Consider the following 22,357-nt stretch of genomic DNA (forward strand, 5'->3'; position numbering starts at 1 on the left):
CCATTTTTGCCAGAGTTTTCCTGCATGACGCCATCGCTTTCATATGCATTGCTTGGACTGGCAATTGGGGTGATGACCAGTGCTCCCGTTGGACCGGTGAACATCATGGCGCTGCGAAGGGCCCTTCACCGGGGCTTCCGGTCTGGTTTTCTCGTCGGTCTTGGTGCCGTTGCGGCAGACACGCTGTTCGCCGCCGCCGCTCTTTTCGGCATTTCGGTTGTGGCCGAGTTCGTCGAACTGCACGAGACGGCCATCAAGCTGGTGGGGGCGAGCGTTCTGGTCGTATTTGGCATTGCGGTGCTGCGCAGCCATCCGCACATGGATACGCAAAAGGGCAAATTCGATCACACCCTGCTGCGTGATGCGCTGGCTGCCTTTGTCATGACAATCACCAATCCGGGTGCGATGCTGGGGTTTCTGGCGATCTTCGGCAGTCTTGGCGACTGGGCTCCGCAGCCGGGCGGGCATCTGGATGCACTGAGCATGATCTGCGGTGTGGCGGCGGGGGCTTGCCTGTGGTGGGCCGTCGTGGCCGGAGGGGCAAGCGCGCTGCGTGACCGCTTTACAGACCGCTGGCTTGAAATGATGAACCAGGCCGCTGGTGCCGTGCTGATTCTCTTTGCGGCCGGAATCCTTGTCAGCCTGCTGGGCGTTTTCTGAGCGTGAAGGGCTGAAAAGGCTGATCAGAGGATCAAAAAAGATCATTGGGGGAGCGCAGGGGCCGTGTCTCGCGCTCCGCCGTTCGCCAGTTTCACTGAAGGACGCGATTGACCGAATAGTCACCGCGCAGAATACGCTCCGGCAGGCCTTCTGCCAGCTTGGCAACGGCATCTTCGCCGTAAGTGGAAACAAGATCGGCAAGCGCAGTAAACATGGCTGCGTGGGCAACAGCATCCGTATCAACACCGCAGGCAATCGCCTCGGACCATGCATCCTGAATGAAACCAAGCGCAGCACGGCGAATATCGTCGTCTTCAAGGTATTGGACGTCCGCAGACATCTCGCTGAATTCGTCGTTGGTCATGCTGTCCCTTAGGTCTTTGCCGCTTTCGCTTTGGATGAGTCGGTGCTGTTCCCCGAATCTGCGAAGACCTTACCATGGGAAGACTACGCGGGAAGCGAGTGTGAAGGCCTTCTTAACGTCCACCCACAAATTATACGTGGAGGGTTAAGCCTTTGGTAACGGAGCGCGGCTAACGCGCATAACGGGCCGCAACATCGCGGCTCAGTTTCTCGCCTTCCTGGACATAGGCGTTCATGGCAGCCCGTGCAGCGGGCGTACAGCTTTGATACACCGAAGAAAATCCGCGATAGCCGAGGTTGAAGCGCTCGATGTGGCGCCGCTTGCGCACTTCCCCCTGCATTTCGGCTGCCAGCAGGTCCTCCATCCGCTCCCGCCAGCTTGGCGCATCATCGCGTCCGCACAGGGGGCGCAGGAAATGCAGAGCGCCGAGGATTTCCGACAGGCGGAGCAACTGGCGTTCATAAGGGGCTTCTGACTGAGGATCCTGCGCGCGAACCGGCAAAGCCGCGAGCATCAGGACAGCCGCTGCAAGGCCGGCAAGGGCTCTTATGGTCATGCGGCGCCGGGCGCTGGTGTTTGTGCTGGAGTCCATTGGGTCCCTGCCTGTCCGGCAGGATAATGGGCTGCAAGGACCGGCGGTGCAAGGCTGCGGTTGCCCCGTCAACAGGCCATCAGTTTCCGGATGCGTTCGGCAGTGCCTGGCGTCATTTCAAGGCTGCCGAGCGCGGAGAGCGGCTTGAAGCAGGCCTCTGCCGCATCATCGCCCGCGATGGGTTCGCCTGAGACATGTGCGCCCATGAAGATGGTCAGATGAAACCGGGCCCGAATCGCCCCGCTTTCGTCCCGGCTTTCGATGGTGAACGTTCCGGCCGGCTCTCCCAGCTCTGCGGTGACGCCGGTTTCCTCCAGAAGTTCGCGCTGTGCCGCCTGCAGAGGAGTCTCACCAGCTTCCAGCTTGCCGCCCGGCAGGCTCCAGTAGCCTGCATAGGGCGCCTTGCCCCGCCGGATGATCAGAACGTCCCCATTCCTGTGGCAGAGGATGCTGACGCCAGGAACAAGTGAAGGAGGAGGGAGCGTCCCGGACATGTTTCAGGCAAACCGGCTTCAGGCAAACAGGGCGTCGATTTCCGCCTGAGCTTCCGAGCCTTCGTGGGCGGGGACATCCTGCGCGCTGATATGGCCGTGGATGACGCCGCTGGCCATGGCGATCAGCGGCTTGATCTCGTTTGTCGCCTTCTCCGCCAGCTCAAAGGCGACCTCCGACGGTGACACAGCGCTGCGAATCATGTCCTGCGATTTCAGCACCGCCGAATTGATTCCGGAAACGAGCGTTTCCAGATGCGCGCGCAGACGCACGGGGGCGGCATGATAGGCCTCAATGGCCAGCTGGCGTTCGGAGAAACTGGAGTTCTCGAAATGGGTCTCGTAGTCCGCCGGGCTCCAGGCGAGCACGTCCTCGGCGCATTCCGGCATGGCCGGGAGCATTTCGAGCAGCATCACCACTTCGTTGAAGTGGTTCAGATAGTCGGTTGCAAGGCCAGTCGCCGGGTTGATATTGGCTTTGACAAGCCGCTCGGCGGACAGATCGCCGGTGCCCAGCACTGGATCCTCCTGCGTCATGCCATCCCCCCGGTTGAACTCTACTTCTTCCGAACCTAACCTGCCTTTGTTGCCAAAGAACTAATCAGATCACTGCAAGGATTTTCATGTGCGGACGGTTCACCCTGACGTCGCCTCCCGAGGCGGCTGCGCAACTCTTCGGTTACCGGGACCGGCCGGACTTTCCGCCGCGCTACAATATCGCCCCCACCCAGCCGGTTGCCACCGTCCGGCATGAGCATGGCCAGCGGCGGTTCGCGCTGGTGCGCTGGGGATTGATTCCCGGCTGGGTGAAAGATCCGGCCAGTTTTACCCTCCTGGTCAATGCAAGGGCGGAGACGGCAGCGGAAAAGCCTTCGTTCCGTGCGGCCATGCGCCATCACCGCTGCCTCGTGCCGATGGACGGCTTTTACGAATGGCGGCGGACAGGCGGGCAGAAGCAGCCCTTCTTCATCCGGCCTGCGGGCGGCGGGTTGATGGCGGTGGCCGGGCTGTGGGACACATGGTCCGATCCGTCGGGCGGTGAGATCGACACCGGCGCCCTGCTGACCGTGCCTGCCAACCGTGCCATGCAGGCCGTGCACGACCGCATGCCGGCCATCCTTTTCGAACAGGATTTCAATGCCTGGCTGGATACGGGGCAGGTGAGGGCGGAGGAAGCGCGCCGCCTGCTGCGGCCGGTGGCGGATGACTATCTGGAGTTCATCCCCGTATCGTCCCGCGTCAACAGTGCCGCGCAGGATGATCCGGGGCTGATCGAGCGGGCCGCCGGGGCGGCGCCCGATGCCGTCTCTGCGAAAGTCCCGATAACCCTTTCCGCCCGCAGAAAGGCGCAAGAAGACGGTGGCAATTCCGGTCAGCTTGATCTTCTCTAGGAGGATTGCCGTTTTCTGCGGCTGTCTGAACGGAAATGTAAATGCCTTTGCGTTAGCTTTGCTCTACCAGATATGGAAGGGAGTCAGATGCGGGCCGCGTTGAATGATCACCTCGCTGAAGTGCCGGAGCCCATGGCTGCCCGCCTGGTGCGCCCGATGCGCCGGGATGATCTGCCGGTGGTCGCAGGGCTCTTTGGCCGCGTGTTCCGGCCTTCCGGGGTCAGGGATGCGGCCGCGCTCGAAGCCTATCTCGGCGAATTGCTGTTCGGCAGCCCCTCCTACAGCGAGGCATCCGGCAGCCTCGTGCATGACCATCCCTGTTCCGGCATCAAGGCGGCGGTGCTTGCCATTCCCATGGCTTTCAGTGTTGAGGGGCGGCCTGTCACGGCGCGGCTTTTGTGCTCCTTCATGTCGGAAGGGCGGGAGGGGCAGTCGGGCGCGGCGCGGATTGCGCGCTGCTTGAGGGCCAGCACACAGGATCTCCTTCTGTCCGACAGTGCCTCGCCGCTCAGCGCCAGCCACTGGATCGCCGGTGGCGGTCAGGTGCTGACGACGCAGAGCCTGGCATGGCGGCGGGTGATGCGGCCCGCCTCTGCAGCCCGGTTGATTGCGGGTCAGAGCCTGCCGCGTCTGCGTCCCCTGCTGGGGGTGCTGCCTTGTGGTGCGGTTGATGCTCTTGCCCGGCGGCTGAAACCTGCACTTATCCCGGAAGAGCGGACCGGGCTCGGTGTGGAAGAAACGGATGCTGCCGCTTTCCTGCAGGCCGCAAGACCGCTGCTTGCCCGCTTCGCGGTTCATCCCCTGTGGCCGGATGAAGAGTTTGCCTGGCTGACAAGCCTTGCCGCCCGGAACCTTGCGCTCGGCACCTTGCGCTTTGCCCTGGCCAAAGATGGCAAGGGCAGCTTTGCGGCTCTGGCCTGGTATTCTGACGGGCGCAAGGCAACAGTCTTGCATCTGCTGACAGACGAGGGCAGGGAGCTTGACGCGGTTACGGCCATGCTGGCTGCGTTCGATGCTGAAGGCCTTGTGATGGCCGAAGGCATGGCCCAGCCATTTCTGATGCGGGCTCTTCTCTCGCAGCGCTGGCTCACCTTTTCTCCACGCGGCTTTTTTTGCATCGGCAGCCGCTTTTCGAGTGTCGATGACGCCGCGCGCCGCGGGGATCTTTATGCGGGCGGCTTTGCCTCTGAAAGCTGGAGCCGGCTGTTGACGGATCTTTGATCCGCTCCCCAGCGCGGTGATTGCGCCTGTCCTTTTCGGGCGGAGAGCGGTAAGACGCGATCGGAAATACCGAACGCAGGAAAGGGCTGACCATGGCCGAAGAAGAAGAGACTGCATCCTTCGACGAGGAAGCGCTGGCCGGGGTCTATAACCGGGGCCTCGAGCTCGAAAAGGCCGGGGATCTGGATGGTGCGGAAGCCGCCTACCGGGAAGCCCTGACCATCGATCCGGCGGACCATTGCGGCGCCAGCGTGCGCCTGGCCGCCATGGGCCGGGACACGGCGCCCGATGCCATGCCGGAAGCCTATGTGGCGACGCTGTTCGATCAGCATGCAGATGTGTTCGAGGCCATTCTCGTCGATCAGCTCGGCTACTGCGTGCCGCTCCTGCTGCGCGAGCAGCTGCGCATCCACGCGCCGGGGCCCTACAACACCGGGCTGGATCTGGGTTGCGGCACGGGGCTCACCGGTGAGGCGCTGGGCGATATCTGCAAGGCGATGACCGGAGTCGATCTGTCCGAAAAGATTGTCGAGATCGCCTTCGACCGGGAGGTCTATACCGACCTTTACGTCGGCGAGGCGGTCGCCTTTCTGGAGGAGTTCGAGGATGACGGCGGCCAGCGCCCGGTCTATGACCTGATCGCGGCAACGGACGTCTTTCCCTATCTCGGCAAGATCGAGCGGATCGTGGCAGCGGCCGCAGACCGGCTGAACCCGGGCGGCGTTTTCGGCTTCTCGACCGAGACCCTGCCGGACGAAGCGCTGGGCGGGAAGGACTATCTCGTCGGTCCGAAGCGGCGCTATGCCCATTCCCAGGGATATCTGACCCGTGTGCTCGAAGCGCACGGCTTCACCATTCTGGCCATGGACCCGATCACCGTGCGCCTGGAGGAAGGCGAGCCGGTGCCTGGTCATCTGGTGCTTGCCCGCCGGGGATAAGACCGGCGTGGTGCCAGCCTTGAAGGCAGGCACCACGCCTCGGGCATCGACCCGTCAGCCAAGATGCTCTTTGAAGAAGGCGATGGTGCGCTCTTCGGCAAGCTTTGCGGCGGCCTCGTCGTAGCGCGGCGTGGTGTCGTTGTGGAAGCCGTGGTTCACGCCGGGATAGATATAGGCCGTGTAGGTCTTGCCATTGGCCTTCAGCGCTTCCTCGTAAGCGGGCCAGCCCGCGTTGATGCGCTCATCCAGCTCCGCATATTGCAGCAGCAGCGGTGCCTGAATGGCCGGAACGCCGTCCAGCGGCGCCTGACGGCCGTAGAAGGGCACGCCCGCCGCAAGCTCCGGATAGGCAACGGCAATGGCATTGACCACGCCGCCGCCATAGCAGAAGCCGACCGCGCCCACCTTGCCGGTGCCGTCCTCGCGGGCCAGCAGATGCTCGAAACCGGCGAAGAAGTCATTCATCAGCTTTTCCGGATCAACCGTCTGCTGCAGCTCGCGGCCCTTGTCGTCATTGCCTGGATAGCCGCCAACGGAGGTGAGACCATCCGGCGCCAGTGCCATGAAACCGGCCTTGGCAAGCCGCCGCGCCACATCCTCGATATAGGGGTTGAGACCCCGGTTCTCGTGGATCACCAGCACGGCCGGCAGCTTTGCGGCGGCTCCGGCGGGCTTCACCAGATAGCCATTCACCTCGCCATTGCCGTTGGGGGAGGCATAGCTGGTGCGTTCCACCACGATCCCGGCATCATCAGGCGCCACCTGCTGGGCGAGGGCGTAGTTGGGGGCCAGCTGATCCAGCAGCATGGCGGCCGTAACGCCCGCGACCGTAAACTTGGCCGCCTTTTCGAGGAAGTCACGCTTGGTGATCTTGCCGTGGGCATAGAAGTCGTAAAGGTCGAGCAGTTCCTGAGGGAAATCCCGCGCCGTCTTGCGCTGCATGGGCGTCATGTCATTCATCGTGTGCTCCTTGCCGGATGATGGCCCGCTCCCGGGCAGTGTCATTCGCCAGCTGGTACACTAATGCACGCCGGTGCAAGTTCGAGGACTGTTGCAGCCCTGCACGGAAACGTGAACGCCCGTGATCAAACGCCGCGGCTGGATGCAAGCCGCTGCGGCGCTGTTTTTCAGTTACGCCCGCTCCAGCGCCGCCACCACTTCCACATGCGGAGAGTAGAGGAACTGATCCACCGGCGTCACGCGGGTGACCTTGAAGCCGCCGTCGGTCAGGATGCGCAGATCGCGGGCGAGTGTGGCCGGATTGCAGGAGACGGCAGCAATGCGCTTCACCTTGGAAAGGGCCAGCTGCCCGGCCTGTGCCTGCGCGCCCGTGCGCGGCGGATCAAAGGTGACGGCATCAAAGCCTGCAAGCTCTGCTGCCATCAGCGGGCGGCGGAAGAGGTCGCGCCGCTCGAAGGTGATCTGCCTGAGGCCGGCGGGCTGGCGCGACGCCCGGTCCAGTGCGGCAACGGCTGCCGCTTCTCCCTCCACCGCATGCACGGACATGGTTTCGGCCATGCGGAAGGTGAAGGTGCCGATGCCCGCGAAAAGGTCAGCCGCCTTCTTCGACTTGCCAAGGGCAGCCAGAACCAGAGTCACCAGATGAGCTTCGGCCTCGGCAGTCGCCTGCGTGAACCCGCCCGGCGCCGGAATGGCTGCCACCTTGCCCATCGGCAGGGCCGGGGCACGTGCTTCCAGAATGATCTCGCCATCGACGGAAAGGCGCGCAAGACCGAGATCCGCCGTCAAGCCGGAGAGCTGCACGAGCTTCTTCTCGAAGCCGGGCGCCACATTGGCCAGCGCCACATCAAGTCCCGCCTGTGTTGCCAGAACGGTAAGCCGCAGCTCGCCCTTGCGCGGCATCAGCAGTTCGGCAAGGCGTTTGAGGCCTGGCACGGCAGCCACGATCTTCGGATCAAGAACGGGGCATTCGGTGATGTCCACCAGCCGGTTGCTGGCGCGCTCGTGATAGCCGAGCAGCAGCTTGTGCCCGGCGCGCACGGCTGTCAGCACCGCGCGGCGGCGGGAGCCCGGCGCACTGGGGATGACGTCATCCACCGGCACCTCGATGCCCCGGTCTGCTAGCGCGCGCACCACCTGATCCCGCTTGAAGGCGAGGTATTCGGGTTCGGTCATGTGCTGCAGCGAGCAGCCGCCGCAGGCCTCGAAATGGCGGCAGGTGGGCTCCACGCGAGCTGGGCTGCGGGTGAGGATTTCGAGGATGGTGGCCCGGTCCCCTTGCGCCTTCACGCGCAGCACGTCGCCCGGCAGTCCGCCGGGAACGAAAAGAGGGCCTCTCGGGCCATAAGCCAGCCCGTCGCCCAGGTGGCCGAGGGCGGTGATGGTGATGTCGATTGTCGCGTCCGTCATCGCCGTGCGATACCCCGCCCCGCCCTCAACCGCAAGCGCGGAATTGCGGGGTTTATGCAATAGGCTCGCCTTCCTTATGCCAATGCTTCGAGATGCTGCCGCATCACGCCTTGAAATTGCTCAGCCGTTCTTGCGGCCGTAGAGCAGGAACTCGCGGTTGCCGTCGCCGCCGGTGACGGGGGAGGGGATGAGGCCGTGAGACTTCCAGCCGGGCAGGGCATTGAGCCAGAGGCGCAGGTCTTCGGCGCAAGGCTCCACCAGATCCGGCTGCACCAGACCGCCCTTGCTGATGCCCTGACGGCCTACCTCGAACTGCGGTTTGACCAGAAGAATGGCTTCGGCGCCGGGGGCTGCAAGCTCCAGCGCCGGAGGCAGGGCGAGTTTCAGGGAAATGAAGCTGACGTCAGAGACGATCAGCTGCGGCGCCTCGCCCTCAAGGTCTGCCAGCGTCAGGTCGCGGGCGTTGAGCCCGTCGCGGCGGTTGACCTTCGCATTGGAGGCGATGCGCTCGTGCAACTGGCCGTGGCCCACATCGATGGCATGGACACGGGCCGCACCGCGCTCCAGCAGCACCTGCGTGAAGCCGCCGGTGGAGGCGCCGACATCCAGACAGGTCTTGCCGGCTGGGTCAACGGGAAATGCCTCCAGCGCTGCCAGCAGCTTCAGCGCGGCGCGGGAGACGTAGTTCTGTGCCGGATCGGTCAGCGTGATCTTCTGGGCAGGGGAAACCAGCTGTCCTGGCTTGGTGATGACCACGTCATCGACACTGACCGTGCCGCGCAGAATGGCATCGCGGGCACGGGCGCGGCTGGGGGCAAGGCCGAGGTCGGCAAGGCACTGGTCAAGGCGCTGGCGGCTGGACATGCGGGCGGGGTTCCGGAGAGGTGATGCCGGTGTTCAGAGGCAGCCGGCGAGGCCAGCAACCAGAACATCGAAATAGAGCTGTTCGCCATAGCGCAGCCAGCCGAAACCGGCCAGCGCAATCAACGCTCCGCCCGTCAGCCCGCCTGCCGCAATCCAGCGCACCGGTACCACGTCCAAGTCTCCCGTTGTCCTGGCCCTCTTGGCCTGCCTTGGCGGTGTCCTGCCGTCAGGCGCCGTTGCGGGCGATCAGGTTCTTCAGCTTCTGCAGGGCAGTTGCCTGATCTTCCTCATAGGCGATGGTGCCGACGAAGCGGTTGCTGCCATCCATGAGGTAGATCATCGCCGAATGATCCATCGTATAGCCGCCGCCGTCCAGCGGAACTTTCTTGGCATAGACGCGGTACGCCTTGATCACCTCGTCGATCTGCTCGCGCGAGCCGGTCAGCGGCGTGATGCGCGGGTCGAAGGCCGCCACATAGTCGCCGATCACCTGCGGGGTGTCGCGCTCCGGATCAACCGACACGAAGGCATAGTTCATCTTGTCCGCATCCGGCCCGAGCTGCTCTATCCAGCCCTGCAGGTCCGACAGGGTGGTGGGGCAGACATCCGGACAGAAGGTGAAGCCGAAGAAGATGGCCAGCGGCTTGCCGGCAAAATCCTTGTCGGTCACCGTGGTGCCGTCGCCGCGCACGAGCGTGAAGGGGCCGCCGATGCTGGCAACGGAGGCAACCTGCGCCCCGCCGCCGCCGGTCTGCATCTGCGAGACGGTGACATATCCTGCACCAATGGCGAGGGCGGCAACTGCCGCCCAAGCGCCGTAGCGGATGAATTTCAGAGAAGACATGTTCCCTCTCAGTGGCTGTGGGCTGCCCCGTTGTGGCTGCCGTGGTCATTGCCCTTGGCGCCCATCTTTTCGACTTTCAGCGTCACGTCGATGGGGCCTGCCTTTTCAAAGGTCAGGGTCAGCGGGATGCTTTCGCCTTCGGTGAAGGGCTGCTTCAGCTCCATGAGCATGATGTGCAGGCCGCCCGGCTTCAGCTCGGTGTCCTGACCGGCCGGCAGCGCGATGCCGCCTTCGACTTCCCGCATCTTCATGATGCCGTCGACAACCGCCATTTCATGCAGCTCGACGCGGCCTGCAGCCGGGGACGTTGCGGAAATCAGCTTGTCATCGGCTCCACCGCCATTGTGCACCGTGAGGAAGCCGCCGGCTGCCGGAGCATTCGGCGGTGTGGCACGGGTCCAGGGGTGGTTGATGACGAGATCGCCGAGCTTGTACTCATGCGCCATGGCGGAGGAGGCAAACAGGGCAAGGGCAGCGGCAGCGCCGGCAAGGGTCTTCAGAATGCTCATGTGTCTTCCAGTCATGTAGGGCGGCAGCATCAGGCATGCCGCAGATCATCAGGGGTGAATGCGTGCGGGATGTCAGATCGCAGGCGGTGCCCTGATGGCCTTGCCGGTCAGCAAGGCTTCTGTGACGGGAAGAGACTGGTTTTGCAGCAGCGGCAGGACCGCCGCTTCCGGAATGCGCAGGCTTGAATCGCTCAAGGGCGCGGCAAACAGCGGGCCGGTGATGGCAATGTGACAGCCCGTGGCACAAACGCAGGCTGCCGGATCGTGCGGTGCCCTGGGTGCTTCAGCAGGTGTATCGCCGGGCAGGGTGGCTTCGACACTCTGGCTCATGCCGAGACAGATGCTGCCGAAGTCCACCTCCCCGGCCAGCGCCGCCGCATGGGCAGGCGAAGCCAGCAGGAAGAGCCTGAAGACAAGGGCAATCACCGCCATCAGTGCGAATGGCGTGCGTTCCGTGCGCAGGATTGCAAACAGGCTCGAAGGCGTCTTCATGGGCGCACTATGACTATTTCCTGTGCAGTGTGCGAGCGCAAATTTGCCGCACCTTGCCCCTCACGCGGTGCCATCCGTCTTTTCCGTGTCCTGTCCGGCGCCGGGGACATTTTCCTCCGTGACACCGGGCTCGGCCGGATCGAAGGCCTGTGTGTCATAGGCCGGGAATTCTTCCGGCGGAATGACGAGCGGGTCAGCCGTGTCCAGCGGATCAGGGGCGATGACCGAGCCGACCTGCGCGGTCGCGGCATATTCGAAGCCGGTCTTGTCGGCGCGCGAGGGGGTTTTGCGGGCCAGCAGACGGCCGGAGACGAAGAGGATCGTCACCACCTGCACCAGGGCAACCTGCGCATAAAGCCCTTCCGAACCCATGACATACATCATCAGCGAGGCTGACATGGGGCCGAGGATCGAGCCGATGCCATAGGCGAGCAGCAGGCCGGAAGAGGTCTCCACATATTCCGCCGGATCCGCATGGTCATAGGCATGGGCGACGGCGACGGAATAGGCAGGCTGCAGGAAGGCACCGACGCTCATGGTCATCAAGGTGGCGATGAGGGGGCTTGATGGTTCGAACACGACGATGAGGCAGGCCATCGTCAGGGTGGCGAGGGCGAGGCCGACGAGCACGATACGCCGGTCGATGCGGTCCGAAAGGCGGCCAAAGGGCCACTGGGCAAGCACGCCGCCGCCGATGAAGGCTGCGGCATAGAACGCCGCCTGTTCGTTGCTGAGGCCGATCTGCGAGCCATAGAGCGGCGTCAGCGTCCACATGGCGCTGCTGGCGACACCGACAAGGAAACAGCCGACAAGGGCGGCGGGCGAGGTGATGTAGAGTTTCACCGGGCGGAAGCGCACCAGCGTGATCGGCGCGGGCTGGTTGGCGTTGGTCAGCGACACGGGGATGACTGCGAGGCTGACCATGACGGAGGCCACGGCAAAGGGCAGAAAGCTGGTGATGCCGGTTGCGGAAATTGACACCTGGCCAACCATCATCGCTGCATAGAGCACGACGATGTAGACCGACATGATGGTGCCGCGATTGCGGTTGTCGGCGGCCTCGTTCAGCCAGCTTTCGACGATCATGTAGAAGCCGGCGAGACAGAAGCCCGAGACGGCGCGGATGAGGCTCCACGAGATCGGGTCCATCAGCACCGGGTGCAGGATGACGGCAGCCGACATCAGCGAAACCAGCGCCGCGAAGGCCCGGATATGACCGGCGCGCATGATCACGTAGGGCGAGCCAAGGCAGCCGAGCACCATGCCGACAAAGTAGAAGGACGACATGAAGCCGATTTCGAGATCGGAAAAGGACGCCTGCTGGGCGGCGAGCGGCAGCAGCGTGCCCTGCAGGCCGTGGCCGACAAGCAGCAGCGCCACCGAGGCAAGCAGGGCGGAGATGGAGGCCAGAGCCTTGATCATGATGTCATCCTCAACGCACGCGCGGCAGCAGTCTACCCGGTGGTTGTGAAAATTTTCGTTCTGCTGTGCCGGTGCACTCAGGCGCGCAGGGCAAAACCGGCGGCGTCCTTGCCCAGCACCTCGAAGACCTTGCGCATGATGCCTTCGGCGTTGAGGCCTGCGTCGCGGTACATCACGTCCGGCTTGTCGTGGTCCTGATAGCGGTCGGGCAGGGTCATGGTGCGCACCTTGAGGCCTTTGTCCAGCGCGCCAAGCTCGGCCAGCGCGCTCAGCACATGGCTGCCGAAGCCGCCGACGGAGCCTTCCTCGACGGTGATCAGCACCTCGTGCTCGCGTGCGAGCCGCGTCAGCAGGTCCAGATCCAGCGGCTTGGCGAAGCGGGCATCGGCCACGGTCGTCGAAAGACCGGCCGCATCCAGCTCATGCGCCGCCGTCATGCACTCCGCCAGACGGGTGCCAAAGGACAGCAGCGCCACCTTGGTGCCTTCCTTGCGGATGATGCCCTTGCCGATCGGCAGCACCTGCCCGCGTTCCGGCAGCTCGATGCCAAGGCCCTCACCACGCGGATAGCGGAAGGAGATGGGGCCTTCGTCATAGGCTGCAGCGGTTGCCACCATATGCTTCAGCTCGGCTTCGTCGGCGGCCGCCATCACCACAAAGCCGGGCAGGCAGGCGAGGAAGGCCGTGTCGAAGGCACCGGCATGGGTGGGGCCATCGGCACCTACCAGTCCCGCACGGTCGATGGGAAAGCGCACGGGCAGGCCCTGGATGGCTACGTCATGCACGACCTGATCGTAGCCGCGCTGCAGGAAGGTGGAATAGATGGCGACGAAAGGCTTGTAGCCCTCGCTGGCAAGGCCCGCACCAAACGTGACGGCATGCTGTTCGGCAATGCCGACGTCGAAGACACGGGTGGGGAACACCTGCTGCATCAGGTCAAGGCCCGTGCCGTCGGGCATGGCTGCGGTGACGCCGACGATCTTCTCATCACGCTCGGCCTCTTCCACCAGCGCACGGGCAAAGACGCTGGTGTAGCTCGGCGCATTGGCCTTGGGCTTGTCCTGCTTGCCGGTGATCACATCGAAGCGCGCGACGCCGTGATACTTGTCCTTGGCGCCTTCTGCCGGGGCGTAGCCCTTGCCCTTCTGCGTGACCACGTGAATGAGCACCGGCCCCTGATGGGTGTCGCGCACATTCTTCAGGACGGGCAGCAGATGGTCCATGTTGTGGCCATCGACCGGGCCGACATAGTAGAAGCCCAGTTCCTCAAACAGAGTGCCGCCGGTCCAGAAGCCGCGGGCATATTCCTCGGCCCGCGCCGCCTTTTCCTGCAGCTGGCGCGGCAGGGTGTGGGCAATCTTCTTGGCAGCATCGCGCAGCGACTTGTAGGCCGGGCCCGAAACGAGCCGTGCCAGATAGGCGGACATGGCGCCCACCGGCGGAGCGATGGACATGTCGTTGTCGTTGAGGATGACGATCAGCCGCGAGTTGAGCGCACCGGCGTTGTTCATGGCCTCATAGGCCATGCCGGCGGAGATCGATCCGTCGCCGATGACGGCGATGACATTGTTGCTGCGCCCGTCCAGATCCCGCGCCACGGACATGCCGAGGCCGGCGGAGATGGATGTGGAGGAATGGGCCGCGCCGAAGGGATCAAACGGGCTTTCGCTTCGCTTGGTGAAGCCCGAAAGGCCGCCCGGCTGGCGCAGGGTGCGGATGCGGTCGCGCCGTCCGGTCAGGATCTTGTGCGGGTAGCACTGGTGCCCCACGTCCCAGATCAGCCGGTCATCGGGAGTGTTGAACACATAGTGCAGCGCCACTGTCAGCTCGACGACACCGAGGCCCGCGCCAAGGTGGCCGCCGGTCTGTGAGACTGCATCAATTGTCTCCAGACGCAGTTCCTCGGCCAGCTGGCGCAGGTCGCTCTCGGGCAGGGCGCGCAGGGCGTCCATGCCGGTGATCCCGTCAAGCAAAGGGGTATGCGGCTTAGAAGACACGCTTTGGGTCACTCCATGACACGGCAATGATGCGGCGCAAACAAGGTTTGAGCCTTACACCAACCATCTGGGCGGCGCAAACCGTTCGGCAAGGCCCGTCAGGTTCCGGAGCGGGAGTCGTGAAGCGAATGGCAATCCAAGCGCTGAAAAATCGTACCATATGCCCCCGATTGTCACCCGAAAGGGTGATGCAGCAAGGTTTGAAATGTCCTAAGGGTTACGCGTGGTCGATGGGGCCACGTGCACAGTGATAACTTGGACCGTGTTTCGGCACGGTCCTTTTTTTGTGGTTTTGGTTGACGTTGCGTCAATTTACTGCGAGTCGTCTGGTTTGGACTGGTCCGGCAGATTCGGCAGTTTTACCGAGGGATCAGCAGTACAAGCTTGCCAGCCTGTAGACTGTCTGCGCCAGTTCCAGCTGGGAGCGGGTACCCGTTTTCTCGTAGATACGGCGCAAATGCGTTTTGGCCGTGTTGCGGGTGACCGACAGTGAGTCCAGCGTATCGGTCAGCGATCCGCTTGCGACCAGAAACTGCACCAGCCGGGCCTCGCTTCTGGACAGGCCATAAACCGCCTGCAAGGCTGCACTGATCTCGGCAGGAATGCCGCGCGGCAGGTGTATGCGTATCACCAGCTGTGAGGGCCTTTCCTGACCGTCCTGGCCGCTGAGCTCCAGCACGATGCGGCAAGGTGTCCCGCTTTCGGTGATCAGAACAATTTCCTGCGGATTCGTGTCTGGTTGCCGTTTGTCAGGCCGGATCGCCCCAAGCAGAAGCCCCGGAGCCATCTTGTCGGCCATTGGCTCGAAAAGCTCTTCCAGTTCCCGTGACAGAATGTTGAGCCGCCCGTTGCGGACTTCGAGGATCTGGTTCAGCCCGAGTTCTTCCAGAGCCGGCCCCCGGCTCACGATGATGCGGCGCATCGGGTCCATCAGCATGGACAAGTGGCAGCCCGAGCCAGCCATCAGCGCCGCCTGTCCGGCCTCCAGACGGGCCTGCCTGACGCGGGATGCGCATTCAAGGGCGATGTTGAGCCGCTTTGACAGCAGGTCAACATAGTGGAACTCCTGAACGTCAAAAGAGGGCTGCGATTGGGAGCGGCAGGCGACGAGCAATGCCTTGTACCCGTCCTTTTCGTGGACGCGGGTCATCAGCGCCTTGGTGTAATGCAGGCTGTCCCTTGCAGGAGAGCGTTCCAGCTCGTGCTGTTGCGCCGGGCAGATGATCTTGCGCTTGCAATGGTAGGTCAGCAGGCCGGCATCATGCAGCATGTAGGCGATGACAGATTTGCCGCTCTCCACCTGACTGCGGGCCAGGTGAATGAGCATCGGCTCGGCGGCAGAGTGGTCACAGAAGCTGCCATCGTGACGGCCATCCGGGCCGAACGTCATGAGAAGCAGTTGCGCCTCAAGATGCTGTTCCAGGGCAGCGCAGACTGTGCTCCACCCGGCAGGCTCAAGCACCGCCTCAAACACGCTATCGAGCATCTGGTTGAAGGCAGAGGCTGCATCCTCAGGGCCGCTGCCGCCGAAAATTCTCTTGCCTCCGTTTGCATCCATGATCACTCGAGCCTCACATGACGGGCCGTTCAGGCCTCGGGGTCAAGCGGCACGGTCTTGGCGGCGCGGCCGTCAGCGCCAAGCTGGATCTTTTCCACCTTTTCTTCCGCTGCTTTCAGAAGCTGGTCGCAACGGGCACGCAGGCGGTCGCCGCGCTCATACATCTCGATGCTCTTCTCCAGCGGCACATTGCCCTGTTCCAGAGCCCTCACGATGCTTTCCAGCTGGCTCAGCGCCTCTTCAAAGGACAGGGCAGCCAGAGCCGCAGCTTCGTCATGGGAAAGCGTTCCGTTCGCCATGGTGTCATCCTCGCCGGTTGGTCAGTCTGGCGACCCTTGCCGGAACGCTGCCGGGCGTCAAGCCTGACAATCCTGTTTTGCTGAAGTTTCCTACCCTGTCATCAGCGTCATCACATGGGCGGCTGTGGAGCGGGCCAGCCCTTCAAGGTCGTAGCCGCCTTCCAGCAGGGAGACCACACGCCCGCCGGCATGCTGGTCCGCCACATCCATCAGCACGCGGGTGATCCAGCCGAAATCGGCTTCCACCAGATTGAGCCCGCCGAGCGGATCACGCACATGGGCATCGAAACCGGCGGAGATGATGATCAGTTCCGGCTTGAAGGCTTCCAGCCGCGGCAGGATGCCGGTTTCCACAGCTTCGCGGAAGATGGTGCCGTCATCGCCTGCGGACAAAGGCACGTTGACGATCGTATCCGCTTCGCCGCGCTCGCTGGCGGCGCCCGAGCCGGGGTAAAGCGGCATCTGGTGGGTGGAGCAATACATGACGGACGGGTCCGCCCAGAAAATATCCTGCGTGCCGTTGCCGTGATGCACGTCGAAATCGACGATTGCAACGCGGCCAATGCCGTGGACGGCCTGTGCGTGGCGGGCGGCAATCGCGGCGTTGTTGAACAGGCAGAAGCCCATGGCCCGCTCATGTTCCGCGTGATGGCCGGGCGGGCGCGATGCCACGAAGGCATTGCTGACCTTGCGGGTCACCACTTCATCGACCGCCTGACAGGCCGCGCCTGCGCCGCGCAGGGCCGCCTCCCAGCTGCCGGGAGAGAGCGTCGTGTCCGCATCGAGCCGCACCAGCCCTTCTTCCGGCGCAGCTTTGTAGAGCCGGTCCACATGCGCCATGGGATGGGCCCGGGCAATGGCCTCCACAGTGCCCATTGCTGCCGTTTCCCGCTCCAGCGCCTGAAACCGCTCGTGCTCCAGCACCCTGTCGATGGCCCGCAGCCGGTCCGGCCGCTCGGGATGGCCGATGGGCGTCAGGTGATCGAGAAAGCAGGGATGGGAAATCAGAAGGGTGGACAAGGAACTGCGCTCCTCCGCAAGAACAGGGGTGCCAGTGAGCGGCATTTCATCCCGGCCTGTCAATCCGTGAGGTCACGCTTGCGCTGATTGCTGAGGAGAAGGAAACTTGAGGGGCAGCAGACAAAAGAAAGGACTTGGCCACAAGGTCAAGTCCTTCTGAAGGTGCGAGCATCGCTATGCTCGGGGGAGGTCCGCTGCATCTCCTGTCCTCAAGACTATTGGTAGCTGATTCTGTGCCGCCTCACGCAGGTGATTACAGTAAAAAATGCCGGTGAGGCTGTGCATAAGCCAGCTTATCAACGGGGGGCAACGGGTCTGATATTGGTGAAATATTCAGGCAGGTAAAATGCTTACGCGGATCAGCCTAGGAAATTTCAGCAGGATGACGTCCTGGTTTGACCAGTGTGCGCTTACCTTGGGGCAGCAGCGCGCCGCAGCCTGTCGTTGATCGCCTCGCCCAGTCCTTCTCCGGGGATCGCCTGCACTGCGATGACGGCGGCACCGCTCGCATCCAGCTGGCGCAGGGCGGAGAAGAGATTGGCGGCTGCTTCCACCAGATCGCCGGTGGGAGAGAGGTTGAGGCAGGCCTCTGCCTGATCTGCACCGGGCAGACCTTCGGGGCCAAACAGCAGCGCGGCCTCACCAACTGCGATGCTGTTGGCCTCAATCCGCACAGCGGCGGCGGGGGCGTAATGGGAGGTCAGCATGCCGGGGGCCTGCGGCGCGTGATCATCGGCGGCGGCGCGGATCAGGCGGCAGCCCAGCACCGCTTCAATCTCTTCCGCCGGAACGCCGCCGGGCCGCAGCAGCGCAGGTGTCTCGCCGGTCAGGCTGACAATGGTGGATTCGATGCCGATGGGGCAGGGGCCTGCGTCGATCACATGGGCCACCTTGTCCCCCAGATCCGCAATCACTGCATCCGCATCTGTTGTGGAAATGCGGCCCGAGAGATTGGCGCTGGGGGCAGCCAGCGGACGGCCGAGCCGGCTGGCCAGCCAGCGCATGACGGGTGCGGCAGGCACGCGCAGCGCGACGCTGTGGAGTCCGGCGGTCGTCAGGCTGGCGATGGGGGATGCTGGATTGCGCGGCACCACCATGGTCAGCGGCCCCGGCCAGAAGGCAGCGGCCAGCGCTTTTGCCCTGTCATCGAACAGGCCGTGCTGCTCCGCTGCTTCAAGGCTCTCCACATGCGAGATCAGAGGATTGAAGTTCGGCCGCCCCTTGGCTTCATAGATGCCGGCACAGGCGCGCCCGTTCGTGGCGTCGGCGGCGAGGCCGTAGACGGTTTCCGTCGGCACGGCCACCAGCTTGCCCCCGGCCAACGCCTCCACCACCGGCTGAAGCAAGCCGGACATCATCCAGTCGGTGGACTTCAAATCGATGGGCCAGCGCTGCATTCTGGGGCTCCGGAAGCCGGGGCGGCTGCGCTGTGCCAACAGGAAACGGCGCGGCCTGCCTCTGGGTAATGTATTGACGTTTACGTAAACTGCGGTACGTTCGCAGGAGACACATGAGATGCGCGGCTTTTGCGGACTTCAGCGGTTCGCGTCAAGCACCAAGCGTATCCGGATCAGGGAGAAACGGGATGTACCGCGCGCCGCTCGCCGAAATTGCCTTCACGCTCAAGCATGTGGCCGGACTGCCGCAAGTCCGTGATGCCTATGGTGCGGAGGAATTGGGCGAGGATCTGATCGAGGCCATTCTGACAGAGGCCGGACGTTTCGCCGCCGAGGAAATCGCCCCGCTCAACAAGATCGCCGACAGGCAGGGCACCCCCTTCGCCAACGGCACGGTGACGACGCCCGATGGGTGGCGTGATTGCTATCACCGCTGGATCGACGGCGGCTGGAACGCGCTGGCCGCCACCACGGATTTCGGCGGGCAAGGCCTGCCGGTGATGCTGAACATCGCTGCGCTGGAAATCTGGAACTCTGCCTCCATGGCTTTCGCCCTTGGCCCGACTCTGACCATGGGCGCCGTCGAGGCGCTGGAGAAGCATGCGGCGCCGGAGCTGCAGGAGAAGTACCTTGCCAAGCTCGTGTCCGGCGAGTGGATGGGCACCATGAACCTGACCGAGCCGCAGGCAGGCTCCGACCTCAATGCGCTGAAGGCAAGGGCGGAACGCAATCCGGATGGCAGCTACCGCATCTTCGGGCAGAAGATCTTCATCACCTATGGCGAGCACGATCTCACGGACAACATCATCCATCTGGTGCTTGCCCGCCTTCCGGATGCGCCTGCGGGCACGCGCGGCATTTCACTCTTCCTCGTGCCGAAATTCTTCGTCAATGATGACGGCTCGCTGGGGGCGCGCAATGATGTGCGCTGCGCAGGCATCGAGCACAAGCTCGGCATCCACGGCTCGCCCACCTGCACCATGATCTATGGTGACGAGGGCGGCGCCACCGGCTGGCTGATCGGCGAGGAAAACCGGGGCCTCGCCTGCATGTTCACCATGATGAACAACGCCCGCCTCGCGGTGGGCGTGCAGGGGCTGGGTGTGTCCGAACGTGCCTTCCAGCAGGCGCTCGCCTATGCGCTGGACCGGCGGCAGGGCCGGGCTCCGGGTGACAAGGGGGAGGGCATGAGCCCGATTGCCCTGCATCCGGACATCAAGCGCACCTTGCTGGCCATGCAGGCCCGCACGCAGGTTGCCCGTGCCATCTGCTATTCCTGTGCCCATGCCATCGACATGGCGCATCTGGCTGCAACGCCGGAAGAGCGGACGCATTGGGCAAGCCGCGCCGGGCTGCTGACGCCCATCGCCAAGGCGCTCTCCACCGACTTCGGCGTGGAATCGGCCTCACTCGGCGTTCAGGTTCACGGAGGCATGGGCTTCATCGAGGAGACGGGGGCCGCCCAGCACCTGCGCGATGCGCGCATTGCTCCGATCTATGAGGGCACCAACGGCATTCAGGCAATCGACCTCGTGCAGCGCAAGCTGCCGCTGGAGGGTGGGGCGCATGTGGACGGGTTCATCGCCGAACTGAAGGCCATCGCAGAAGCTGCTGCTGGCCACAGTGATGCAGATATCAAGGCCGCAGCCGCCCATCTTCTGCCCGCTCTCGACGGGCTGGCCTCCGCAACAGCCTGGCTGAAGCAGGCGCAGGCCGATGGCCGGGTGGCGGAAGCGCTGGCGGGCGCCACGCCCTATCTGCGGCTGGCCGGTCTGGTGCTGGGCGGTGCGCTGCTGATCAAGGGCGCAATGGCGGCTGACGGGCAGAACCCGGCAGCGGAGGCCCACCGCCGCCTGCTGGCACGGCACTTTGCCGAAACGCTGCTCGGCGAGACGGCGGGCCTTGCCCGCGATGTCACCGGAGCGGCGGGCGCAATCCTTGCCTTCGACCCGGCTGCCCTTTCAGCCCGCATCGGCTGATGGCTGGGATTCTGACGGTACGTGAAGCGGGGAGGGCGGTATGATCCGTCATGAAAGCAGGGATGGCGTGAACCTCGTCAGGTTCGACCGGCCAGACAAGAAGAATGCCATCACCGGCGAAATGTATCTCTCCCTCGTCGACGGGTTGATGTCGGGTGAGGCGGACGCAAGCATCGGTTGCCACCTGATCAGTGGCTCGCCCGGCGCCTTCACCGCTGGCAATGATATTGCCGACTTCATGCGCTACGCCTCGCAGGGCGACCTGTCTGATACACCTGTGCTGAAGTTCCTGTCGGTGCTTGCCCGGCTGGAAAAGCCGCTGGTTGCGGCGGTGGACGGGCTTGCCATCGGCGTCGGCACCACGCTGCTGTTTCATTGCGACATGGTCTATGCCACGCCGCGCACGGTACTGCGCACGCCGTTTGTTGATCTGGGGCTTGTGCCGGAGGCTGGCTCCAGTCTGCTGGCACCGCGCATCATGGGCCACCCGCGCGCCTTTGCGCTTCTGTGCCTTGGTGATCCCTTCACGGCGGAGGCGGCGCGTGAGGCGGGCATCGTCAATCATGTGGTCAGCGAGGCCGATCTTGAAACGGCGGCCTTTGATTGTGCCAGCCGCATTGCCGCCCGTCCGCGCGAGGCCATGGCCCTCTCCCGCCGCCTGCTGCGCGGGGACCGGACGGAGGTTCTGGCACGGATGGACGAGGAAGCCCTCATCTTCGGCCAGCGCCTTTCCTCACCGGAAGCCGCCACCGCCTTTGCGGCCTTCATGGGCAAAGGAAAGGAGTGAGCCGGGAGGGCGTGGTGTAGGCTGAACGTCTGTGGGCACCTGACCACCCGAAGCTGGCAGATTCAAACAAATCAGCCCGCCGGACCACTCCGGCGGGCTGTTTCATTTCTGTTTGTCCCAATGATCCCGGTCAGTCGAACTCGGGGCCGCGGGCCGGGTAGGGGGTGACTTCCCGCCAGGCCTTCATCAGCGTTTCCAGCTCTTCATCCGCATGCGGTGGCAGAACGATTTCGAGGCGGACCAGAAGGTCGCCATGGCCGCCGTTCTTCGTCGGCAAGCCCTTGCCCTTGAGCCGCATGATCTTGCCGCTGCTGGAGCCGGGCGGAATGGTGAGATAGGCCGCGCCGTCGAGCAGCGGCGTGCGCACCTTCGCGCCCAGAACCGCTTCGTAGAGCGCCAGCGGCAGATCGAGATGCAGATCGTTGCCCCGCACCGAGAACAGCTTGTGCGGCTTCAGGCGGATTTCGATTACCGCATCGCCCGCAGCCCCGCCATTGATACCGGGCTGGCCCTGGCCGCGCAGGCGGATCTTGTCGCCCTCCACGGTTCCGGCCGGGATCTTCATGTCGATGGTCTTGCCGTTGGGCAGGGTAACGCGGGTCTTGCCGTCGCGGCCCAGCTCTTCGATTGTCACCTGCGCGATCATCTCGACGGTCTTGCCGGCACGGGGGGCGCCGCCGCGCGCTGCGCCCGGATCCCCGGCAAAGCCGCGCGCTCCAGCGCCGCTTCGCCTTGCTCCGAAACCGCCGAGAATGTCGTTCAGGATGTCGTCAAAGGCGCCACCCGTAAAGCCGCCGCCTGCACCGCCGCGTGCAGAACCTTCGCGGAAGCCGTCGAAGCCTTCAAAGCCATGCGCCTGAAAGCGCGGCTTGCCATCGGCGCCGATCTCGCCCCGGTCGAACTTCTGGCGCTTCTCCTTGTCGCCCACAATCTCGTAGGCCTGGTTGATTTCGGAAAAGCGTGCCTGTGCATTCGGATCATTGGCGTTCTGATCCGGGTGATACTGCTTTGCAAGCTTGCGGAAGGCCCGTTTGATGTCCGCTTCGCTTGCCGTTTTGGTTACGCCAAGAACGGAGTAAGGGTCTTTCATTGTCAGTCCGCTATGTGGTGAAGGCGCCCGGAGCATCCGGACGCCTGATAAGTCTAGTCACGTCTCATATGG

Annotated in this window: 24 protein-coding genes; 6 read left to right on the forward strand and 18 right to left on the reverse strand. The window is 63.9% G+C overall.

Annotated features, from left to right (window positions below; all coding sequences use genetic code 11):
- Window positions 1-72: 72 nt before the first annotated feature.
- Window positions 73-660 carry a LysE family translocator gene (locus tag ASC48_RS07815; RefSeq protein WP_208975593.1) on the forward strand — a complete coding sequence of 196 codons (588 nt, stop codon included), beginning with the start codon at window positions 73-75 and terminating at the stop codon, window positions 658-660.
- 91 nt (window positions 661-751) lie between these two features.
- On the opposite strand, the gene ASC48_RS07820 is transcribed toward ASC48_RS07815, so the two are convergent.
- The 4 genes from ASC48_RS07820 to ASC48_RS07835 all read right to left on the reverse strand — a co-directional run bounded on the left by ASC48_RS07820 (window position 752) and on the right by ASC48_RS07835 (window position 2,644).
- Window positions 752-1,024, reverse strand: a complete 273-nt coding sequence (locus tag ASC48_RS07820; protein ID WP_050471916.1) for a hypothetical protein — start codon at window positions 1,022-1,024, stop codon at window positions 752-754.
- 169 nt (window positions 1,025-1,193) lie between these two features.
- A complete protein-coding gene (locus ASC48_RS07825; protein WP_055455170.1) occupies window positions 1,194-1,616 on the reverse strand; it encodes a TIGR02301 family protein in 423 nt (140 codons plus the stop codon).
- 68 nt (window positions 1,617-1,684) lie between these two features.
- On the reverse strand, window positions 1,685-2,110 hold the full coding sequence (locus ASC48_RS07830) for an NUDIX hydrolase (RefSeq protein ID WP_055455171.1): 426 nt from the start codon (window positions 2,108-2,110) through the stop codon (window positions 1,685-1,687).
- 18 nt (window positions 2,111-2,128) lie between these two features.
- Complete coding sequence (locus ASC48_RS07835; protein ID WP_055455172.1) at window positions 2,129-2,644, reverse strand: hypothetical protein; 516 nt, start codon at window positions 2,642-2,644, stop codon at window positions 2,129-2,131.
- Window positions 2,645-2,730: 86 nt separating this feature from the next.
- Between ASC48_RS07835 and ASC48_RS07840 the strand changes: the two genes are divergently transcribed.
- The 3 genes from ASC48_RS07840 (at window position 2,731) to ASC48_RS07850 (ending at window position 5,657) form a co-directional block, all read left to right on the forward strand.
- Window positions 2,731-3,498 carry an SOS response-associated peptidase gene (locus ASC48_RS07840; RefSeq protein WP_055455173.1) on the forward strand — a complete coding sequence of 256 codons (768 nt, stop codon included), beginning with the start codon at window positions 2,731-2,733 and terminating at the stop codon, window positions 3,496-3,498.
- An 87-nt stretch (window positions 3,499-3,585) separates the two neighbouring features.
- A complete protein-coding gene (locus tag ASC48_RS07845) occupies window positions 3,586-4,719 on the forward strand; it encodes a hypothetical protein (RefSeq protein ID WP_055455174.1) in 1,134 nt (377 codons plus the stop codon).
- Window positions 4,720-4,811: 92 nt separating this feature from the next.
- Window positions 4,812-5,657 carry a methyltransferase gene (locus ASC48_RS07850; protein WP_055455175.1) on the forward strand — a complete coding sequence of 282 codons (846 nt, stop codon included), beginning with the start codon at window positions 4,812-4,814 and terminating at the stop codon, window positions 5,655-5,657.
- 54 nt (window positions 5,658-5,711) lie between these two features.
- On the opposite strand, the gene yghX is transcribed toward ASC48_RS07850, so the two are convergent.
- The 13 genes from yghX to ASC48_RS07910 form a co-directional block, all read right to left on the reverse strand.
- Window positions 5,712-6,599, reverse strand: coding sequence for a YghX family hydrolase (gene yghX, locus ASC48_RS07855; protein WP_055455315.1), 888 nt, complete (start codon window positions 6,597-6,599; stop codon window positions 5,712-5,714).
- A gap of 189 nt (window positions 6,600-6,788) precedes the next feature.
- Window positions 6,789-8,027 (reverse strand): class I SAM-dependent RNA methyltransferase, encoded by a 1,239-nt coding sequence (locus ASC48_RS07860; RefSeq protein WP_055455176.1) that lies wholly within the window; start codon window positions 8,025-8,027, stop codon window positions 6,789-6,791.
- 120 nt (window positions 8,028-8,147) lie between these two features.
- Window positions 8,148-8,891, reverse strand: a complete 744-nt coding sequence (locus ASC48_RS07865; RefSeq protein WP_055455177.1) for a TlyA family RNA methyltransferase — start codon at window positions 8,889-8,891, stop codon at window positions 8,148-8,150.
- A 33-nt stretch (window positions 8,892-8,924) separates the two neighbouring features.
- Window positions 8,925-9,068 carry a hypothetical protein gene (locus ASC48_RS19500; RefSeq protein WP_156367084.1) on the reverse strand — a complete coding sequence of 48 codons (144 nt, stop codon included), beginning with the start codon at window positions 9,066-9,068 and terminating at the stop codon, window positions 8,925-8,927.
- Window positions 9,069-9,117: 49 nt separating this feature from the next.
- A complete protein-coding gene (locus ASC48_RS07870; protein WP_055455178.1) occupies window positions 9,118-9,735 on the reverse strand; it encodes an SCO family protein in 618 nt (205 codons plus the stop codon).
- An 8-nt stretch (window positions 9,736-9,743) separates the two neighbouring features.
- Entirely contained in the window at window positions 9,744-10,244 is a 501-nt protein-coding gene (locus tag ASC48_RS07875; protein WP_055455179.1) for a copper chaperone PCu(A)C, read from the reverse strand.
- Between the two features lie 72 nt (window positions 10,245-10,316).
- Window positions 10,317-10,736, reverse strand: a complete 420-nt coding sequence (locus tag ASC48_RS07880; protein ID WP_055455180.1) for a hypothetical protein — start codon at window positions 10,734-10,736, stop codon at window positions 10,317-10,319.
- A gap of 60 nt (window positions 10,737-10,796) precedes the next feature.
- On the reverse strand, window positions 10,797-12,158 hold the full coding sequence (locus ASC48_RS07885) for an MFS transporter (protein ID WP_055455181.1): 1,362 nt from the start codon (window positions 12,156-12,158) through the stop codon (window positions 10,797-10,799).
- Between the two features lie 77 nt (window positions 12,159-12,235).
- Window positions 12,236-14,155, reverse strand: a complete 1,920-nt coding sequence (gene dxs / locus ASC48_RS07890) for a 1-deoxy-D-xylulose-5-phosphate synthase (protein ID WP_072242556.1) — start codon at window positions 14,153-14,155, stop codon at window positions 12,236-12,238.
- Between the two features lie 370 nt (window positions 14,156-14,525).
- A complete protein-coding gene (locus tag ASC48_RS07895) occupies window positions 14,526-15,713 on the reverse strand; it encodes a helix-turn-helix transcriptional regulator (RefSeq protein WP_055455182.1) in 1,188 nt (395 codons plus the stop codon).
- Window positions 15,714-15,742: 29 nt separating this feature from the next.
- Window positions 15,743-16,012 (reverse strand): exodeoxyribonuclease VII small subunit, encoded by a 270-nt coding sequence (locus ASC48_RS07900; protein ID WP_019963041.1) that lies wholly within the window; start codon window positions 16,010-16,012, stop codon window positions 15,743-15,745.
- A gap of 90 nt (window positions 16,013-16,102) precedes the next feature.
- Entirely contained in the window at window positions 16,103-17,032 is a 930-nt protein-coding gene (locus ASC48_RS07905; protein ID WP_055455317.1) for a histone deacetylase family protein, read from the reverse strand.
- A gap of 410 nt (window positions 17,033-17,442) precedes the next feature.
- A complete protein-coding gene (locus ASC48_RS07910) occupies window positions 17,443-18,429 on the reverse strand; it encodes an L-threonylcarbamoyladenylate synthase (protein ID WP_055455183.1) in 987 nt (328 codons plus the stop codon).
- Between the two features lie 188 nt (window positions 18,430-18,617).
- On the opposite strand from ASC48_RS07910, the gene ASC48_RS07915 reads away from it, so the two are divergent.
- Together ASC48_RS07915 and ASC48_RS07920 are read left to right on the forward strand one after the other, a co-directional pair.
- Window positions 18,618-20,408: an acyl-CoA dehydrogenase family protein gene (locus ASC48_RS07915; RefSeq protein ID WP_055455184.1), complete on the forward strand. Its 1,791-nt coding sequence runs from the start codon at window positions 18,618-18,620 to the stop codon at window positions 20,406-20,408.
- 40 nt (window positions 20,409-20,448) lie between these two features.
- Complete coding sequence (locus ASC48_RS07920) at window positions 20,449-21,195, forward strand: crotonase/enoyl-CoA hydratase family protein (protein WP_055455185.1); 747 nt, start codon at window positions 20,449-20,451, stop codon at window positions 21,193-21,195.
- A 130-nt stretch (window positions 21,196-21,325) separates the two neighbouring features.
- Here ASC48_RS07920 and ASC48_RS07925 read toward each other — a convergent pair whose 3' ends face one another.
- Window positions 21,326-22,285, reverse strand: coding sequence for a DnaJ C-terminal domain-containing protein (locus tag ASC48_RS07925; RefSeq protein ID WP_055455186.1), 960 nt, complete (start codon window positions 22,283-22,285; stop codon window positions 21,326-21,328).
- Between the last annotated feature and the right edge of the window lie 72 nt (window positions 22,286-22,357).

The sequence above is a fragment of the Pannonibacter indicus genome, from assembly GCF_001418225.1.
Classification (GTDB): domain Bacteria; phylum Pseudomonadota; class Alphaproteobacteria; order Rhizobiales; family Stappiaceae; genus Pannonibacter; species Pannonibacter indicus.

What these genes read in the sequence shown, in the direction of transcription:
- ASC48_RS07815 (WP_208975593.1), top strand. Translation starts at nt 73, where the DNA reads ATGACCAGTGCTCCCGTTGGACCGGTGAACATCATGGCGCTGCGAAGG.
- ASC48_RS07820 (WP_050471916.1), bottom strand. Translation starts at nt 1,024, where the DNA reads ATGACCAACGACGAATTCAGCGAGATGTCTGCGGACGTCCAATACCTT.
- ASC48_RS07825 (WP_055455170.1), bottom strand. Translation starts at nt 1,616, where the DNA reads ATGGACTCCAGCACAAACACCAGCGCCCGGCGCCGCATGACCATAAGA.
- ASC48_RS07830 (WP_055455171.1), bottom strand. Translation starts at nt 2,110, where the DNA reads ATGTCCGGGACGCTCCCTCCTCCTTCACTTGTTCCTGGCGTCAGCATC.
- ASC48_RS07835 (WP_055455172.1), bottom strand. Translation starts at nt 2,644, where the DNA reads ATGACGCAGGAGGATCCAGTGCTGGGCACCGGCGATCTGTCCGCCGAG.
- ASC48_RS07840 (WP_055455173.1), top strand. Translation starts at nt 2,731, where the DNA reads ATGTGCGGACGGTTCACCCTGACGTCGCCTCCCGAGGCGGCTGCGCAA.
- ASC48_RS07845 (WP_055455174.1), top strand. Translation starts at nt 3,586, where the DNA reads ATGCGGGCCGCGTTGAATGATCACCTCGCTGAAGTGCCGGAGCCCATG.
- ASC48_RS07850 (WP_055455175.1), top strand. Translation starts at nt 4,812, where the DNA reads ATGGCCGAAGAAGAAGAGACTGCATCCTTCGACGAGGAAGCGCTGGCC.
- yghX (WP_055455315.1), bottom strand. Translation starts at nt 6,599, where the DNA reads ATGCAGCGCAAGACGGCGCGGGATTTCCCTCAGGAACTGCTCGACCTT.
- ASC48_RS07860 (WP_055455176.1), bottom strand. Translation starts at nt 8,027, where the DNA reads ATGACGGACGCGACAATCGACATCACCATCACCGCCCTCGGCCACCTG.
- ASC48_RS07865 (WP_055455177.1), bottom strand. Translation starts at nt 8,891, where the DNA reads ATGTCCAGCCGCCAGCGCCTTGACCAGTGCCTTGCCGACCTCGGCCTT.
- ASC48_RS07870 (WP_055455178.1), bottom strand. Translation starts at nt 9,735, where the DNA reads ATGTCTTCTCTGAAATTCATCCGCTACGGCGCTTGGGCGGCAGTTGCC.
- ASC48_RS07875 (WP_055455179.1), bottom strand. Translation starts at nt 10,244, where the DNA reads ATGAGCATTCTGAAGACCCTTGCCGGCGCTGCCGCTGCCCTTGCCCTG.
- ASC48_RS07880 (WP_055455180.1), bottom strand. Translation starts at nt 10,736, where the DNA reads ATGAAGACGCCTTCGAGCCTGTTTGCAATCCTGCGCACGGAACGCACG.
- ASC48_RS07885 (WP_055455181.1), bottom strand. Translation starts at nt 12,158, where the DNA reads ATGATCAAGGCTCTGGCCTCCATCTCCGCCCTGCTTGCCTCGGTGGCG.
- ASC48_RS07895 (WP_055455182.1), bottom strand. Translation starts at nt 15,713, where the DNA reads ATGGATGCAAACGGAGGCAAGAGAATTTTCGGCGGCAGCGGCCCTGAG.
- ASC48_RS07900 (WP_019963041.1), bottom strand. Translation starts at nt 16,012, where the DNA reads ATGGCGAACGGAACGCTTTCCCATGACGAAGCTGCGGCTCTGGCTGCC.
- ASC48_RS07910 (WP_055455183.1), bottom strand. Translation starts at nt 18,429, where the DNA reads ATGCAGCGCTGGCCCATCGATTTGAAGTCCACCGACTGGATGATGTCC.
- ASC48_RS07915 (WP_055455184.1), top strand. Translation starts at nt 18,618, where the DNA reads ATGTACCGCGCGCCGCTCGCCGAAATTGCCTTCACGCTCAAGCATGTG.
- ASC48_RS07920 (WP_055455185.1), top strand. Translation starts at nt 20,449, where the DNA reads ATGATCCGTCATGAAAGCAGGGATGGCGTGAACCTCGTCAGGTTCGAC.
- ASC48_RS07925 (WP_055455186.1), bottom strand. Translation starts at nt 22,285, where the DNA reads ATGAAAGACCCTTACTCCGTTCTTGGCGTAACCAAAACGGCAAGCGAA.